A 16,259-nucleotide genomic window follows, 5' to 3' on the forward strand; every position below is an offset into this window, starting at 1 on the left:
GCAAAAGGCGCGGGCCATGGCCCGCGCCTTTTTTGTTGGATAGAGCTCTTTCCGGATCAGCCGGCGATGTCGAAGCGGTCGGCGTTCATCACCTTGGTCCATGCCACGACGAAGTCTTTCGCGAACTTCGCCTTGGCGTCCGCGGTCGCATAGACTTCGGCAAGAGCGCGCAGCTGCGAGTGTGAGCCGAAGATGAGGTCGGCACGGGTGCCGGTCCACTTGACTTCACCGGTCTTGCGGTCGCGGCCTTCGAACACGTCCTTGGCATCGGACGTCGCCTTCCATTCCGTGCCCATGTCGAGCAGGTTGACGAAGAAGTCGTTGCTCAGCGTCTCTGGCTGTTTGGTGAAGACACCATGCTTGGACTGCCCGGCATTGGCGCCGAGAACGCGCAGTCCACCGACGAGGACGGTCAATTCCGGCGCCGTCAGCGTCAGCAACTGCGCACGGTCGACCAGCGCCTCCTCGACGGTCAGCCGCTGCTTGCCGCTGACATAATTGCGGAAACCGTCAACGGTCGGTTCCAGCGGCGCGAAGGAGTGGATGTCGGTCTGCTCCTGCGAGGCGTCCATGCGGCCCGGCCAGAAGGGAACGTCCACATTGTGGCCGGCGGCCTTCGCGGCTTTCTCGATTGCCGCGTTGCCGCCGAGAACGATCAGGTCGGCAAGCGAGACCTTCTTGCCGCCGGTCTGTGCGGCGTTGAAGTCCTTGGCGACCGCTCCGAGCTTGTCGAGCACCTTGGCGAGCTCGGCAGGCTGGTTGACGGCCCAGTCCTTCTGCGGGCTGAGGCGGATGCGCGCGCCATTGGCGCCGCCGCGCTTGTCGGAACCACGGAAGGTCGAGGCCGAAGCCCACGCCGCCGAGACCAGCTGCGACACCGACAGGCCGGAGGCCAGGATCCTGGCCTTGAGCGCTTCGGCATCCTGCTCGTCGATCAGCACATGATCGACCGCCGGGATGATGTCCTGCCAGGGCAGCTCTTCCTTGGGGACGAGCGGGCCGAGATAGCGCGCGACCGGGCCCATGTCGCGGTGGGTCAGCTTGTACCAGGCGCGGGCGAATGCGTCGGCGAACTGATCCGGGTTCTCGTGGAAGCGCCGCGAGATCGTCTCGTAAGACGGATCGAAGCGCAAAGCGAGGTCGGTGGTCAGCATGGAGGGCGCGTGGCGCTTGGCCGAATTGTGCGCGTCCGGCACCGTGCCGGCGCCCGCGCCACCCTTCGGCGTCCACTGATGCGCGCCGGCCGGGCTCTTGGTCAGCTCCCATTCGAAGCCGAACAGATTGTCGAAGAAGTTGTTGCTCCATTTGGTCGGCGTCGTCGTCCAGATGACTTCCAGACCGCTGCCGATGGCGTCACCGCCCTTGCCGGTGCCGAATTTGCTCGCCCAGCCAAGACCCTGCTGCTCGATGTCGGCACCTTCCGGCTCGACGCCGACAAGTGCCGCATCGCCAGCGCCATGGGTCTTGCCGAATGTGTGGCCACCGGCGATGAGCGCGACGGTTTCCTCATCGTTCATCGCCATGCGGGCGAAGGTGTCCCTGATATCGCGCGCCGAAGCCAGCGGATCGGGCTTGCCGTTCGGCCCTTCCGGGTTGACGTAGATCAGGCCCATCTGCACGGCACCGAGCGGGTTCTGCAGGTCACGGTCGCCGCTGTAGCGCTCGTCTGCCAGCCACTTGCCTTCGGGGCCCCAGTAGACGTCCTGCTCGGGCTCCCACACATCGGCGCGGCCGCCAGCAAAGCCAAAGGTCTTGAAGCCCATCGATTCCAGCGCGACGTTGCCGGTCAGGATCAGAAGGTCGGCCCAGGAGATCTTGCGGCCATATTTCTGCTTGATCGGCCACAGGAGCCGGCGGGCCTTGTCGAGGTTGACGTTATCCGGCCAGCTGTTCAGCGGCGCGAAACGCTGCTGGCCGGCTCCGGCGCCGCCGCGGCCGTCGGCGATGCGGTAGGTGCCCGCGCTGTGCCACGCCATGCGGATGAACAGCGGCCCGTAATGGCCGAAGTCGGCCGGCCACCATTCCTGCGAATCCGTCATCAACGCATGCAGATCCTTGATGACAGCGTCGAGGTCGAGGCTCTTGAATTCCTCGGCATAGTCGAACGCCTCGCCCATCGGGTCGGACAGAGACGATTGCTGATGCAGGATCTGGACATTCAGCTGGTTCGGCCACCAGTCACGGTTGGTCCGGCCGGCGGATCCATGCGCCACAGGGCATTTGCCCGCGCTGTTGTCGTCGGTTTTCGCGTCCATCTTACTGCTCCGATTTTGCCGAGGTTTGACTTTGCCGAGGTTGATTTTTGCCAAGATCTTGGGGCCGGCCAGCGACCGCACCAATCTGGAACGATTCCAGACTAGGCCGCATTGCTGATAAAAACAAATTGCCTTTCCTGTTCATTTCGATAGGCTTTTCTTATGATAGGCTTGACTGTCCGACAGATGCACTATTTCGACGCGCTGGCGCAGACGCTGCATTTCGGACGCGCGGCAAAACTCGCCGGTGTCAGCCAGCCGGCGCTGTCCTCTCAGATCGCGGAGATGGAGCAACGGCTGAACTGCCGGCTGTTCGAGCGCGGCGGCAAGTCGGTCCGAATGACCGACGAGGCGGTCGCCCTTTTGCCGCGTATCGAACGCATCCTGGCCGACATACGCGACGTCGAAACGACAGCCCGGCGCGGCCGCACGGCCATGGAGGGGCGCTTCCGGTTGGGCATCATCCCGACTGTCGCGCCCTATCTTCTGCCGCGCGCCCTGCCCGAACTGAAGAAGCATTTTCCGGCCTTGCTGCTCGAATTGCGCGAGGCCGTCACAACCTCCCTGGTCGAGGACACCGCATCGCGCAAGCTCGACGCTTTCATCGCGGCACTTCCGCTCGATCATCCTGGCCTGACCACCGAGGCACTGTTTCCCGACCGGTTTTTCCTCGCCGTGCCAGCTGGCGATCCGGCCTTCGCCTCGCCGCCGGTTCCGCCTGAAAGCCCGGCACTGGAGCGGCTGATGCTGCTGGAGGAAGGGCATTGCCTGCGCGAACAGGCGCTGGCGGTCTGCGGCAATGTGCGTCCGGTGGCGATGGCAAGCTACGGCGCCACCAGCCTGACCACGCTGTTGCAGATGGTGGCGCATGGCCTCGGCGTCACGCTCATCCCCGAAATGGCGGCCGGACCCGCCGGCACCATCCCCGACCTCAAGATCGTGCCGTTCCAGGAGCCGATGCCGCAACGCATGATCTGCCTTGCCTGGCGGCGCAACAATGCAAGGCATGGGGAGTGCGTCGAACTCGCCAAGATCATCCGCAGTCTCGGCACGGCGGTGTTGGCCGCATGAAGCCAGGCGTCACAGAACCCGGGACAGGAACTCGCGGGTGCGCGGCGATTTCGGGCTGGCGATCATCTCGCGCGGCGCGCCGCGCTCGACGATCACGCCGCCATCCATGAAGACGAGCTGATCGCCGATCTCGCGGGCAAAGCCGATCTCGTGGGTGACGACGACCATCGTCATGCCGCTCTCGGCCAGATCACGCATCACCTGCAGCACCTCGCCGACAAGTTCGGGGTCAAGCGCCGATGTCGGCTCGTCGAACAAAAGCACCTTCGGCTTCATCGCCATGGCACGCGCGATCGCCACGCGCTGCTGCTGGCCGCCGGACAGTTCGCGCGGATAGCGGTCGACCTTGTCGGCAAGGCCGACGCGGCGCAGCAGCACTTCCGCCTCGGCCGTGGCCTGGTCGACGGGGATGCGCCGCACCTGTGTCGGCGCCTCGATCAGGTTCTCCATCACCGTCATGTGCGAGAACAGGTTGAACGACTGGAACAGCATGCCGATCTCGGCCCGGCGCTGACACAGGAGATCGTCCTTGACCTCGTAGAGCTTGTCGCCCTGGAGGTCGTAGCCGACGAACTGGCTGTCCACCAACAGGATGCCGCCGCTGAGTTTTTCCAGATGGTTGATGCAACGCAGGAACGTGCTCTTGCCGGATCCCGACGGACCGATGATGCAGGCCACCGTTCCCTCGGCGACGTCGAAGTCGACGCCCTTGAGCACTTCAAGCTGGCCATAGGTTTTGCGCACGCCGCGCGCGAACACCATGGAATCAGCCGGGACGCCGAAGCGGGCGCGATTTTCGGACTTCACGTCGCTCATCGGGCAACGCCGCGCAGGCTGATCAAGTTGCGCAAGGCGCGCATCGTCAGGGGATCCCGGCGCGTGTCGCTGCGGCCGAAATGGCGCTCCAGGAAATGCTGTCCGACCGACATGATGCTGACCACGGCGAGGTACCAGAAGGCGACCACGATCAGGAGCGGGATCGTCTCGAAGGTACGGGCATAGATGCTTTGCGCCGTATAGAACAGGTCATCAACGGCGATGAACGTCACCAGCGAGGTCATCTTCAGGAGGTTGATCGCCTCGTTGCCGGTCGGCGGCAGCACGAAGCGCATGGCTTGCGGCAGGGTGATGCGCTTCAGGATCATGCGGTAAGGCATGCCGAGCGCGCTCGCCGCTTCCGACTGGCCCGACGGCACGGACTTGATGCCGGCGCGGATGATCTCGGCCATGTAGCCGGCCTCGCACAGCGAAAGCGCAACGACAGCGGAGAAGAACGGGGTCATGAAATCATTGGTGCGTACGGAAAACAGCGTGCCCAGGAAAGGCAGAGTGAGCGAAATTTCGCGCACCAGCAGCGACAGGTTGAACCAGAAGATCAGCTGGATCAGGGCCGGGACACCCCGGAAGAACCAGACATAGACGCCCGCGAAGGCGCGCAGCACCTGACTTGGCGATACCCGCATGATGGCGATGACAGTGCCGACCACGATCGCCAACACCATGATGATGACGGTGAGCACCAGCGTGTTGCCAAGGCCACGCATGATCGAGGGGTGGAAGAGATAGCCGCCGGCCGTGCTCCAGGCGAAGGCCGGATTGCTGGCGAAGGCGCGAATGATGAGGAACGCCAGCAGCAAGGCGAACGCCGTGCCGATCCAGATGCCATAACGGCGCTGCGGCACGACGGTCAGTCGTGACACGGCAGCGGCAACGCCCGGCTCGACGCCGATCTCGGTCGGGTGGGCCACGCCCATCAATCGTCTCCTGATTGCTGGCCGGCGCCTGACCGACGGTCAGGCGCCGGGTCGTTTCTATTCGGCGCGCAGCGCGTCCATGGTCCCGACGAAGTAGGGTTCCTTGATGGCGTAAGCGCCCATGCCGTATTTGTCGAGGATAGCCTTGTAAGTGCCGTTCTTGAACAGCTCGGCGAGCGCGCCCACCATCATGTCGGCGGTTTCCTTGTCGTCCTTGGCGATCGCCATGCCGAGCGGCGCGACCTCGTAAAGCGTCGGCAACACCACCAGCTGACCCTTGCTCGTCACCTCGAAATAGCTCGACGCGGTCGCATCGTCCATGCGGGCGTCGACACGGTCGGACAGCACGGCCTGGACGATATCGGTCGAGGAGTTGAAGACCGACTTCTCGATGGCCGCCTGGCCCTTGTCGGTGCACTCCTTGCCGAGCTTGTCGACCAGGAAGTCGGAGGCGCTGCCGGCCGAAACGCCGATCCGCTTGCCGCAGAGCGGCGTGTCGCTGCTGAAGCTCGCCTTCTTGTCGGGCGACGTCGATACGGCAAGGCCGGCCTTCAGGAACATGACGAAATCGACCTGTTTCAGCCGTTCGGGCGTGGCCGAGAACGTCTCCCAGGCGATCTTGAAGCGGCCTGCGGCCAGGCCGGGGATCATCGAGGGGAATGGCGTGCGCTGAACATCAAGCTTGGCGTCGACCAGCTTGGCCACCTCGCCCGCGAGTTCGATGATGATGCCGGTCTGCTTGCCGTCGGCATCGAGATATTCAAACGGCGCATAGTCCAGCGTGTTGGCGACAGCGAGCGTGCCGCTCTGCTTGACGTCGGTCGATTTCGCAACCTCGGCGGCCCGGGAAACCCCGCCCCAGGCCATGGTGGATATCGCCAGCGCAAGGCTGGCCGTTCGCAGATATGCATTCATTGCTGTTCCCCTTTCTTGCTTGTTTGCAGTCTTCACCAGGCAAAGCCCGAGCCGGCCTCCGTTCTGGGACCGGCTCGGGCTCGACATTCGCTTACACGCCTGCCGCTTCGGCCGCCTTCTTCTTGCGATAGTGGTAGTTCTTGTCGATGCGCTCCATCAGATAGTCGCCGTAAAGCACCGGTGCGTATTTCGGCTGCGTGCCGGCCGGCACGCAGACCGGCAGCGCTTCGATCGTCTCGTCCATGGAGGGATCGAAGAAGAAGGGTTGCGAATAGCGCTCGCGTCCCGACCGGTTGATGACGCGGTGCGGCGTCGAGACAAACTGGTCGTTGGACCAGCGCGCAAGGATGTCGCCGACATTCATCACGAAGGAATCCGGGACCGGAGGCGCCGGAACCCAATCGCCCGCCTTGTTCTTGACCTCGAGGCCGCCGACATTGTCCTGAGCCAGCAAGGTGATGAAGCCATAGTCTGTATGCGGCGCCGAACCGAAGAGCCCTTCTTCCTGAGGCTGGGTCGGATAGTGCAGCAGCCGCAGGAAGGTCGTCGGCCGCTCGAAATAGCGGTCGAGGCTGTCGGAAGGCAGTCCCAGCGAGAGTGCGATGGCGCGGACCATCTTGCGGGCTAGCGTGCCCATCTCATCGACATAGCGCTCGATCGTCTGCCTGAAGCCCGCCACGGTGGCCTCGTCCGGCCACTGGTTGGGGCCTTGCAGCGGCTTCTCGGCCAGGGCCCTGGGATCGTCGGCGCCGACCTCGTGCATGAAGAAGATCGATTCGCTCTGGTTCGGCTTGCTGACGGTCGCCACCGACGAGGTCACGATGGTCGAGCCGGCAAAGGGCAGGAAGCCGCGGAAATTCTTGTCGATCTTGAGCTTCGCCTTTTCCTCCTCGGGCAAGGCAAAGAAGCGCTTGGAGGCTTCGCGGACGGCTTCGACGTCGGCGCGCGGAATGGGATGGCCGGTCACGTAGAGGAAGCCGATCGTCTCGAGATAGCGGCGCAGCGTCGCGGCCGTTGCCCGGATCGCGCCTTCGTCGTCGCCATAGAGCGCCGAAACGTCGAGGATCGGAATTTCGGAAAAATCACCGCGCTCTTGTGCATCCATTTTCGAACACCCTGTCTTGAACATAAGATACAGTACTGTATTTCTACACATCCGAACGGCCTCATCAATAGGCTTTCGACGGCAAAAGGAGAGTCGCGGCATCATGGCACCACGCAAGATCATCATCGACACCGATCCGGGCCAGGACGACGCGTTCGCCATCCTTTTCGCACTGGGCTCTCCGGCCGAGCTCGACGTGGTCGGCATCACCACGGTCGGTGGCAATGTGCCGCTGGCCCTGACGTCGAAGAATGCACTCAAGGTCGTCGAGCTTGCCGGGCGCGCGGACGTGCCGGTCCATGCCGGATGCCCGGCGCCGATGGTGCGCAAGCTGATCACGGCCGAGTATGTCCATGGCGAAACCGGTCTCGACGGCGCCGACCTCCCCGAACCGGTGACGCCGCTGCAGGACGAACACGCCATCAACTACATGGTGCGCACCATCATGGATGCGCCGGAGGGCGAGTTGACCGTCTGCACGCTCGGGCCGATGACCAATCTCGCCATGGCCATGACCATGGAGCCGAGAATTGTGCCCCGGCTGCGCGAAGTCGTGCTGATGGGCGGTGGCTTCTTCCAGGGCGGCAACGCCACACCCGCGGCCGAGTTCAACATCTTCGTCGACCCGCATGCGGCGCACAAGGTTTTCGACAGCGGCGTGCCGGTGACCATGGCGGGCATAGACTGCACCTACACCGCGCTGATGACGCCCGAGTGGCTCGATCGCCTGCGCGCCACCGGCAGCCGCGCCGCGATCGAGGCCGCCAACCTGGCCGACTTCTTCCGCCAGTACGGCACGCACAAATTCGAGACGCCGGCGCGCCCCATCCACGACGCCTGCGTCACCGGCTATCTGCTGGCGCCGCAGATCTATGAGCAGCGCCAGTGCGCGGTGACGGTCGACATCGTCTCGCCGGAGACGATCGGCATGACCGTCGTCGACTGGTGGCACGTGACCGGCCGGCGCAAGAACTGCAACGTGCTGCGGCGCATCGACCCGGCGCCGTTCTTCGAACTCATGCTGGAGCGGATCAGCGCATTGCCCTGAGCCCGGCGTTCCGCGATAGATGGACACTCGAAGAGTCGCGAAGCGCATCGGAGCCGGCAAACAGATTGCAGGCGTTGGGCATGGCGATGAAGGTCTTGATCAGATGAAAGCGGACAGCACCCCTGCCAGAGGCAAGAGACCGTCCAAAGCCGCCCCGCCTGCGAAGGCGGCGCGGCAGACGCTGAGCCGCGAGGCCTGGATCGCGGCGGCGCGCAAGGTGCTGGAAAAGCGCGGCATCGGCGAGGTCAAGATCGACCGCCTCGCCCAACAGTTCAAGGTGACGCGCGGCTCCTTCTACTTCCACTTCGCCAGCCTGGCCGACCTTCGCGACAGCCTGCTGCAGGAATGGCGCAACACCAATTGCGCGCCGTTCTGGGCGATGCGCGACATGCACGACATAGACGGCCTGCAGTTCTTCACCGACATCGTGCATGTCTGGGTGGACGAAGCGCCGTTCAGCCCTCTGCTTGATCTGGCCGTACGCGACTGGTCGCGCACGTCGAAGAAACTGACGCAGGAGGTGAAGGACATGGACGACCTGCGCATCGCGCTCTTGATCCGCTCCTTCCGCGCCATGGGCTATCCCGAGGATGAAAGCCTGGTCAGGGCGCGCATCACCTATTTCCACCAGATCGGCCAGTACGCGCTGTCCTTCAAGGAGGATCCGGCGGTGCGCAGAAGCTACCAGCCGCTGTTCGGAGAGGTGCTGCTTGGACCGCTCGTGCAGGAGCCGGGTTCGGCGCCGCGACCGAGCGAAATGCGGACCGGCCGTCGCCAGCAAGGGGCGTAGCGGCGGCAGGTTGCGGGACGCCCAGCCGATCTCCAAACAATCTACGAAGCAGTCGCCTCGTTGGCGATGGCGCGTGTCGCGTTCTGGTGCGGGCGCAGCAGAAAATAGAATGCGGTGATGTGCGTGATCATCAGCAGCGGCACGTAGATGACGGGGATGGCATAGGTGGCGCCAAACAATCCCGCATGGGCCGGGAGGTTGGCCTGGATGGCTTGGTAATAATCGACGATGAGGTCGACCATCCCGATAATATTGAAGGCGACGACGAACGGCCAGAAGAGCTGGCGTATCCGTACCGTGAGCATCGCCAGCATGGCCAGCACACCCGTTGCGAAGTCGCCATAAGCGGCGAAGGTGGCAAAGCTGGCGGGCAGATCTGGGCTGACGACGCCCGGAAGGATGAAGACGAGCCCGAAGAAGCGGAAACTGTGCAGTGTGGCGATCGCGCGTTGCGCCGCGACGCGGTCCATCGAGCTCAGCCAGGGCCAGATATACGCAACGAAGCAAAGCAGCCATGCGACATAGCCCAGGACGAGATGGGTCTGGAAAAGGATTTCCGTCGACATTGCGGTCTCCTGTCAGCTGTTGGTGGATGCGGCCTCGAACACCGCGGTCAGGATGCCGAGCCGGCCTTCCATGAGATTTCGCCCCAGATTGGCTGCAAGCTCGGCAAAGTCCGGTCCCATCACTACGCCGAGATTTGGCGACGGCGGCGGACCCGACGCACGCAACTGCCCGAACCAGGTCTTGGCGGCCTCCGTGTCGTCTTGCCATGCCAGCATATGGAAGCCGGCCGGTTCGATCGCCTCGCGCGTCGCGTCGCTTGTCAGGAGGAAGCTCGTCGCCGGTGTTCGCGCCCAGGGAAGCGGATAGTGCGGCGGGCCGCTCCCCAACACGACATCGAAAGTTGCAAACCTGCCGCCTGACTTCAGCACGCGCCGAATCTCGCGGTAGAGCCGCGCCCGGTCGGAGATGTTCATCGCCACATGCTGCAGCAGCACGACGTCGAAGCGGCCATCATCGAACGGAAGCTCCAGGGCACTGGCGGTCTGGAACGACAACTGCCCGCCCTGCCCCGTGCGCCCGGTCAGATAGCGCGCGGCATCCACGAAAGGCTCGCTGAGATCCACGCCGATAACCCGGCAGCCATAGGTCGCAGCCAGGAAGCGCGCCGGCCCGCCGACGCCCGAGCCGACGTCCAGAACCGACATGCCGGCGGTGATGTCAGCCAATTGGGCAAGCTCGGCCGTCGCGGCAAGCCCACGGGTGTGAAACTGGTCGAGGGCGCCGAGCTGCTGCGGAGTGAGAAGCTGATCCTCCGGGCCGAGGTCGGCCAGCACCGCCTTCAGCCGCTCGGTCAGGCCAGTCGCGCGATAGTGGTCGCGCACTCCATCAAGTTCATCGGTCATGGCAAGATGCTCCTGTCTCGGGCCTCTTACCTAAACCTGCTTCCATCGTTCGACTATCCGCTATAATCATAACAACCCATGAAGCAGAACTACACAATCCGGCACGGAGCGCTGGAGGGCGTCGAGGTGTTCCTGGCTGTCGCCAGGCGCCGCAACTTCCGCCGCGCCGCCGCCGATCTCGGCGTGACGCCGTCGGCCGTTAGCCAGGCGGTACGCGCGCTGGAAGCGCGGCTCGGTGCGGCGCTGTTTGTCCGCACGACACGAAGCGTCGGCCTGACCGAGGCCGGCCAGCGGTTCCTCGACCGTGCCGGCCCTGCCTTCGAGGAGATCGTCGCGGCCGGCGAGGCGGCGCGTGATGTCGGCCAGCGGCCGACCGGCCTGCTGCGCCTGTCCGTGCCGCGCGCCGTCGTGCCGTTGATCCTGGAGCCGGTGATCGCGTCGTTCTGCCAGGCCTATCCCGAAGTCGAACTGGAGATCGCCGCGAGCGACGAGATGGTCGATCTGGCGACCGGCGGGTTCGATGCCGGTATCCGCCTCGGGCAGTTCATCGCAACCGACATGGTCGCGGTGCGGCTGACCCCGTCGTTCTCGTTCGTCGTCGTCGGCAGTCCTGACTATCTCGCCCGCCATGGCCGCCCCGAGCGTGTCGACGATTTGCGCCACCACGCCTGTCTGCGCCTGCGCCGTTCGAACGGCGCCATCGCGCCCTGGTCCTTCGTCGACGGCAATGAAGCGATCGAGGCCATGGTCTCAGGCCCGCTGATCGCACATGACTACCCGACATTGCTGGGAGCCGCGATGCGCGGGATTGGCTTGGCGCAGATCCCTAGACCTGTCGCCGAAGCTTCGATTGCCCAGGGAAAACTCGAGCCCGTGCTGGACACCATCGCGGCAACGACGCCGGGCATCTTCCTCTATCATCCCGGCAAGCGCCAGATCCTGCCGAAGCTGCGCGCCTTCATCGACCACTTGAAATCCGGGATCTGAGATAGCGAAGGATCTCGGAGCCTTGGCGCTTCGCTTGCACCAAAGCGCTCACGGTATAAATATCAGAAATACATAAGTAAAAAATACCACGAGATGGACCATTCCGGTCAGGAACGTCGTTCTTTCGGTGCTGAAGCTTACATTGCATATGAAAAGCGCCAGGACCAAAAGGACCGCATTGGCGGCCGGCAGCCCCAGGGTCAGTCCTCTCCCCGTCAGCAGGCTGGCGGCTGCGACTCCCGGTATGGTCAGGCCGATCGTGGCGCAAGCCGACCCCATCGCCACATTCAAGCCGCGCTGCAACTCGTTGTTGAGTGAAGCGCGCACCGCCGAAATGGCCTCTGGCATCAACACCAGCCCCGCGATCATCGCCCCCACAATGCCGTCGGCCTGGGTCACCTGATAGGCAACGAGCGTATCTTCGACGCTGGCCGCGACCTGCTCGGCGAGCATGACAATTCCGATCAGCCCGGCCATCAGCAGCAGAGCGCTGGCAGAGATGTTCTCTTGAGGGGCAGCGCGCACCGAAACGTCGTGTGGTTGTCCCTGGGTAAAGTCTTCCCGGTGCCGGACGGTCTGCGCGAACACGAAGCTTGCATAGAGCAGCACTGAAAGGACGCTGACGAAACCAAGTTGGGCTGCCGAAAACGTGCCGGGGTCCGTGGTCTGGGTGTAGGTCGGCAGAATAAGTGTCATGACGGTCAGCGCGATCAGAACCGCCAGATAGGCACTGGTCCCTTGCCGCACGATGGCCTGCTTGCGATGACGCCAGCCGCCAAGCGCGAGACACATGCCGACAACGCCGGTGGATGTGATCATCACGGTGGAGAAGACGGACTCCCGTGCCAGCGTCGGGTTGTTCTCTCCATGCAGCATCATGGAAACAATGATCGACACTTCGATTGCCGTGACGGCGAACGTCAGCACCAGCGTGCCGTACGGCTCTCCTACCCGCCGAGCCACCGCCTCGGCGTGGTCGAGCACCACGAAAATGGTGACGAACATGATCGCACACGACAGCGCACCGACAAGGATCCGGGCGTTCAGCGAACCCTGGTCCACCGACAGTCCGCTGGCTCTGACCGCGACAGCCATCGCCAGCGCAGCCAGCGGCATCGCGTAGGAAATCGCCGATCGTCCGAGACCCGTCATTCAAGCCCCTGTGCGCTTCTGCGAACCTTGGCTGCATTCACGCACCGGCAGATCGAAGCGTTCACCCCTTTCACGCCGTCTTCTGCGTCACCAGCCCCAGTTCCTCCACCATCGCCTGGCGCATCAAAAACTTTTGCGGCTTGCCGGTCACCGTCATTGGCAATTCTGCGCGGAAGCGGATGTGGCGCGGGATCTTGTAGTGGGCGATCTGGCCGGCGCAGAAATTTCTGATCTCCTGTTCGGTGGCGATCTGGCCAGGCTTGAGCACGATCCAGGCGCACAGTTCCTCGCCATACTTTTGGTCGGGAATGCCGAACACCTGCACTTCCCTGACCTTGGGATGGCGATAGAGGAATTCCTCGACCTCGCGCGGATAGACATTCTCGCCGCCACGGATGACCATGTCCTTGACCCGGCCGACGATGTTGCAATAGCCCTCGGCATCGATGGTGGCGAGGTCGCCGGTGTGCATCCAGCCGTCGCTGTCGATCGCCTCGCGGGTCTTTTCGTCGTCGTCCCAATAGCCCTTCATGACGGAATAGCCGCGGGTGCACAGTTCGCCCGGCGCGCCGACGGTAACGGTGGCGCCGTCAGAATCGACGGCCTTGACCTCGACATGAGGGTGGATGCGCCCAACCGTCGAAACGCGCTTTTCCAGCGGATCGTCAACGCCGCTCTGGAATGAGACCGGGCTGGTCTCGGTCATGCCGTAGGCGATGGTCACCTCGGACATATGCATCAGCGACACCACCTTCTTCATCACCTCGATCGGGCATGGCGAGCCGGCCATGATGCCGGTGCGCAGGCTGGAGAGATCGAAGGCGCTGAAATCGGCATGATCGAGCATGCCGACGAACATGGTCGGCACACCATAAAGGCCGGTGCAGCGCTCCTGCGCCACGGCCTTCAGCGTCGCGCCAGGATCGAAACCCTCGCCCGGGAAAACCATGGTGGCTCCCTTCGACACGCAGCCCATCGTGCCCATCGACATGCCGAAGCAGTGATAGAGCGGCACCGGGATGCAGAGCCGGTCGTCGACGGTGAGCTTGATCGCCGAGGTGACGAAATTGCCGTTGTTGACGATGTTCAAATGGGTCAGCGTCGCGCCCTTGGGCGCACCCGTCGTGCCCGAGGTGAACTGGATGTTGATCGCATCGTTCGGCTTCAGTCCCTCTGAAATGCGGTCGAGACTGTCATGCTCGTCGCGACCGGCCATGGCCAGCACGTCGGCGAAATTGAACATGCCTGGCGAATTGTCGTCGCCCATGCGGATGACGATCCTGAGCGACGGCAATTTGCTTGCCTTGAGCTTGCCCGGTGTCGCCTTGGCAATCTCCGGCGCCAGCGTCTCAACCATGCCGAGATAGTCCGAGGTCTTGAAACTGGCGGCCGTCACCAGCGCCTTGCAGCCGACCTTGTTCAGCGCATATTCGAGTTCGGTCAGCCGGTAGGCCGGATTGATGTTGACCAGGATCAGGCCGATGCGTGCCGTGGCGAACTGCGTCACCAGCCATTCCCATCTGTTGGGCGACCAGATGCCGACGCGGTCGCCTTTTTCCAGACCCAACGCCAGGAACCCGGCGGCCAGCGCATCCACCGTGTCCGACAGTTCGCTCCAGGTGAAGCGCTTGTCCTGGCCGACGAAAACGGCAGCATCCTGCGTGGCGTATTTGCTGGCGGTGTCCGAGAAAAGTGCCGGAATGGTCTTGTCGAGCAGCGGTACCTTGCGCTCGCCCGAGACATGCGCCCTGCCATCGACGGGTGCGATAAAGACGCTGCCGGCGCGCGCGCCGCGGCCACGCAGATTGGTGGCGTTCTTCAGCTCGTCGAGATTGACCGGCATCGCTGTCTCCTCCCAGGCCGCATCGAGCCTATCAGCCTGCCGGGACGGTGGAAATCCCGCCGATGGTACTGAAGTTCTGTCCCCATGGAGGGAGGAGTTATCGTTACCCGACCGCCGCCGCCATCTTCGTGACGATGTCGTGCAAGATGGCTTCATCGCCTGCGGCACGCGCCTTCTTCGATGCGACCAGACAGGCCTGCGACTTCAACACGACGCCGTCGCCCAGCACCTTGAGGTGGTTGGCCCGCAGCGTCGAGCCGGTCGTGGTGATGTCGACGATGACATCGGCAAGTCCCGCCGCCGGCGCGCCTTCGGTGGCACCCAGGCTTTCGACGATGCGATAGACCTGGATACCATGCTTCTGCGAGAAGAATTGCTGCGTCAGCCGCCAGTATTTGGTGGCAATCCTCAGCCGCCTTCCATGGCGCTGGCGGAAATCGGCGGCAACGTCGTCGAGGTCGGCCATGGTGTCGACATCGAGCCAGATTTCGGGCACGGCCACCACGACGTCGGCATGGCCGAAGCCGAGACGGGCGACGATCTCCGCGCGCGCCTCCCAGTCGGCCAGGTTTTCCCGCACAAGGTCCTCGCCGGTGATGCCGAGATCGACCGCGCCCTGGCCGATCTCGCCCGCTATTTCGGAAGCTGAGAGGAAAGCGACCTCGACATTGTCCAGGCCCTCGACGCGGGCATGATATTTGCGCTCGTCGCCGGGCAGGCTGATGGCGAGGCCGGCCTTGGCCAGCACCTCCAGCGCCTGCTCTTTCAGCCGGCCCTTCGACGGGATCGCCAGCGTGATCATGGTGCCGTCTCCCGCAACGCCTCGATGCGGTCGAGCCAGACCGAAAAGCCGACGCCGGGGATGGCCGTCTTGGCGCCAAGCAGCGTCAGCAGCCGGTCATAACGGCCGCCGCCGGCCAGAGGCCGCTCGCCACCTTGCGCCGCGATTTCGAAGACCACACCGGTGTAGTAATCGAGCGGACGGCCAAAGGCGGCGTCATAGCGGATGTTTCCGGCCGGCAAGCCATGTGCCTCGATCGCCCTGGCACGGGCGGCGAATTTCTCCAGCGCGGCACCCAGTGAAAGCCCAGCACCGGCGGCGAAGGTCTCCAGCGCCTCGGCCGCGCCATCGAGTGGCACGTCGATCGCCAGAAAGCTTTTCAATGCCGCGAAGGCCTCGTTCGACAGCCTTATGCTGCGCAATTCGGCCTTCTCGATCAATCGCCGCGCAATGTCGGAGGGCGAGCGCCCGGCCGTTGCCGAAAGCCCAGCCTCTTCCATGCCGCCGGCGATGTGGGTCGAGAGACCTTCGAGATCGCCATCTAGGACAAGCGCGGCGACATCGCCAGAGAGCTGGCCGTTGCGCGGCGGGTTGGCGAGGTCGGCAAGTGCCGCCTGCAACATCGGTGCGGAGCCGAAGGCACGAGCCAGCCGCATGCGCCAGCCGCGCGGCAGGCCGAGTGCGGCCAGGACCGCTTCGAAGATGCCCTGGTCGCCAAGCGTGACCGTCAGCGGCTGGCCGGGCAGCACAAGCGACAGCAGCGCATGCGCATCGGCCACGGAGCGGGCATCTGCCTGCGCCGTGTCGCGGTCGCCAAGGTCCTCGATGCCGGCCTGGAAGAATTCATTGCCGCCTTCGCGGCGCTGGCGGAACACTTCACCCAGATAGGAATAGCGGCGCGGCGTGCCGGCCTGCGAGCTTATGTGGTCGAGACAGACCGGAATGGTGAATTCCGGCCGCAGGCACAAGGTCTGTCCGGTCTCGCTTTCGGTGAGGAAAATGCGGCGGCGCAGATCCTCGCCGGCCATGTCGAGGAACGGGTCCGCCGGCTGCAGGACGGCGACCTCGACCGCGTGCGTGTCGCGCGCGGCGAAGAGGCTGGTGATGTCGGCTGCGATGGCGGGGTAGCGCGAAGTCACTGGCCGCGCT

General features: G+C 64.0%; 15 protein-coding genes. 4 read left to right on the top strand and 11 right to left on the bottom strand.

The annotated features are described in order from the left end of the window. Positions 1–56: 56 nt before the first annotated feature. Positions 57–2,255, bottom strand: a complete 2,199-nt coding sequence (gene katG / locus AC07UC_RS30675; protein ID WP_140774950.1) for a catalase/peroxidase HPI — start codon at positions 2,253–2,255, stop codon at positions 57–59. A 162-nt stretch (positions 2,256–2,417) separates the two neighbouring features. Between katG and AC07UC_RS30680 the strand changes: the two genes are divergently transcribed. Beyond that, positions 2,418–3,326, top strand: coding sequence for a hydrogen peroxide-inducible genes activator (locus tag AC07UC_RS30680; protein ID WP_202323827.1), 909 nt, complete (start codon positions 2,418–2,420; stop codon positions 3,324–3,326). 9 nt (positions 3,327–3,335) lie between these two features. On the opposite strand, the gene AC07UC_RS30685 is transcribed toward AC07UC_RS30680, so the two are convergent. The 4 genes from AC07UC_RS30685 to AC07UC_RS30700 all read right to left on the bottom strand — a co-directional run bounded on the left by AC07UC_RS30685 (position 3,336) and on the right by AC07UC_RS30700 (position 7,100). Beyond that, positions 3,336–4,142, bottom strand: a complete 807-nt coding sequence (locus tag AC07UC_RS30685; protein ID WP_274609142.1) for an amino acid ABC transporter ATP-binding protein — start codon at positions 4,140–4,142, stop codon at positions 3,336–3,338. Then, entirely contained in the window at positions 4,139–5,080 is a 942-nt protein-coding gene (locus AC07UC_RS30690; RefSeq protein WP_494908464.1) for an amino acid ABC transporter permease, read from the bottom strand. Before AC07UC_RS30690 ends, AC07UC_RS30685 begins: the two co-directional genes overlap by 4 nt. 57 nt (positions 5,081–5,137) lie before the next feature. Next, the gene (locus AC07UC_RS30695; RefSeq protein ID WP_494908465.1) at positions 5,138–5,995 is read right to left on the bottom strand and encodes an ABC transporter substrate-binding protein; all 858 of its coding nucleotides are present in this window, start codon (positions 5,993–5,995) and stop codon (positions 5,138–5,140) included. A 91-nt stretch (positions 5,996–6,086) separates the two neighbouring features. Next, positions 6,087–7,100: an isopenicillin N synthase family dioxygenase gene (locus tag AC07UC_RS30700; protein WP_494908466.1), complete on the bottom strand. Its 1,014-nt coding sequence runs from the start codon at positions 7,098–7,100 to the stop codon at positions 6,087–6,089. Between the two features lie 103 nt (positions 7,101–7,203). Here AC07UC_RS30700 and AC07UC_RS30705 point away from each other — a divergent pair, with 103 nt between their 5' ends. Both AC07UC_RS30705 and AC07UC_RS30710 read left to right on the top strand, forming a co-directional pair. Continuing rightward, a complete protein-coding gene (locus tag AC07UC_RS30705; RefSeq protein WP_494908467.1) occupies positions 7,204–8,148 on the top strand; it encodes a nucleoside hydrolase in 945 nt (314 codons plus the stop codon). 103 nt (positions 8,149–8,251) lie between these two features. After that, a complete protein-coding gene (locus AC07UC_RS30710; protein WP_140774943.1) occupies positions 8,252–8,938 on the top strand; it encodes a TetR/AcrR family transcriptional regulator in 687 nt (228 codons plus the stop codon). A gap of 41 nt (positions 8,939–8,979) precedes the next feature. Here AC07UC_RS30710 and AC07UC_RS30715 read toward each other — a convergent pair whose 3' ends face one another. Next, positions 8,980–9,504 carry a DUF8737 domain-containing protein gene (locus AC07UC_RS30715; RefSeq protein WP_494908468.1) on the bottom strand — a complete coding sequence of 175 codons (525 nt, stop codon included), beginning with the start codon at positions 9,502–9,504 and terminating at the stop codon, positions 8,980–8,982. Positions 9,505–9,516: 12 nt separating this feature from the next. Continuing rightward, complete coding sequence (locus AC07UC_RS30720; protein WP_494908469.1) at positions 9,517–10,347, bottom strand: class I SAM-dependent methyltransferase; 831 nt, start codon at positions 10,345–10,347, stop codon at positions 9,517–9,519. 78 nt (positions 10,348–10,425) lie between these two features. Here AC07UC_RS30720 and AC07UC_RS30725 point away from each other — a divergent pair, with 78 nt between their 5' ends. Further along, the gene (locus tag AC07UC_RS30725; protein ID WP_494908470.1) at positions 10,426–11,334 is read left to right on the top strand and encodes a LysR family transcriptional regulator; all 909 of its coding nucleotides are present in this window, start codon (positions 10,426–10,428) and stop codon (positions 11,332–11,334) included. Between the two features lie 48 nt (positions 11,335–11,382). Here the strand turns inward: AC07UC_RS30725 and AC07UC_RS30730 are convergent, their stop codons facing one another. From AC07UC_RS30730 to AC07UC_RS30745, 4 genes are all read right to left on the bottom strand, one after another. Further along, positions 11,383–12,486, bottom strand: a complete 1,104-nt coding sequence (locus AC07UC_RS30730; RefSeq protein ID WP_494908472.1) for a calcium:cation antiporter — start codon at positions 12,484–12,486, stop codon at positions 11,383–11,385. 70 nt (positions 12,487–12,556) lie between these two features. Beyond that, positions 12,557–14,329: an AMP-binding protein gene (locus AC07UC_RS30735; RefSeq protein WP_494908473.1), complete on the bottom strand. Its 1,773-nt coding sequence runs from the start codon at positions 14,327–14,329 to the stop codon at positions 12,557–12,559. 103 nt (positions 14,330–14,432) lie between these two features. Beyond that, positions 14,433–15,131, bottom strand: coding sequence for an ATP phosphoribosyltransferase (gene hisG, locus AC07UC_RS30740; protein ID WP_494908474.1), 699 nt, complete (start codon positions 15,129–15,131; stop codon positions 14,433–14,435). Continuing rightward, positions 15,128–16,249 (bottom strand): ATP phosphoribosyltransferase regulatory subunit, encoded by a 1,122-nt coding sequence (locus tag AC07UC_RS30745; protein WP_494908475.1) that lies wholly within the window; start codon positions 16,247–16,249, stop codon positions 15,128–15,130. The genes hisG and AC07UC_RS30745 overlap by 4 nt, the downstream gene beginning before the upstream one ends. Positions 16,250–16,259: the final 10 nt, after the last annotated feature.

The sequence above is a fragment of the Mesorhizobium sp. GW821-FHT04C10 genome (assembly GCF_059420305.1).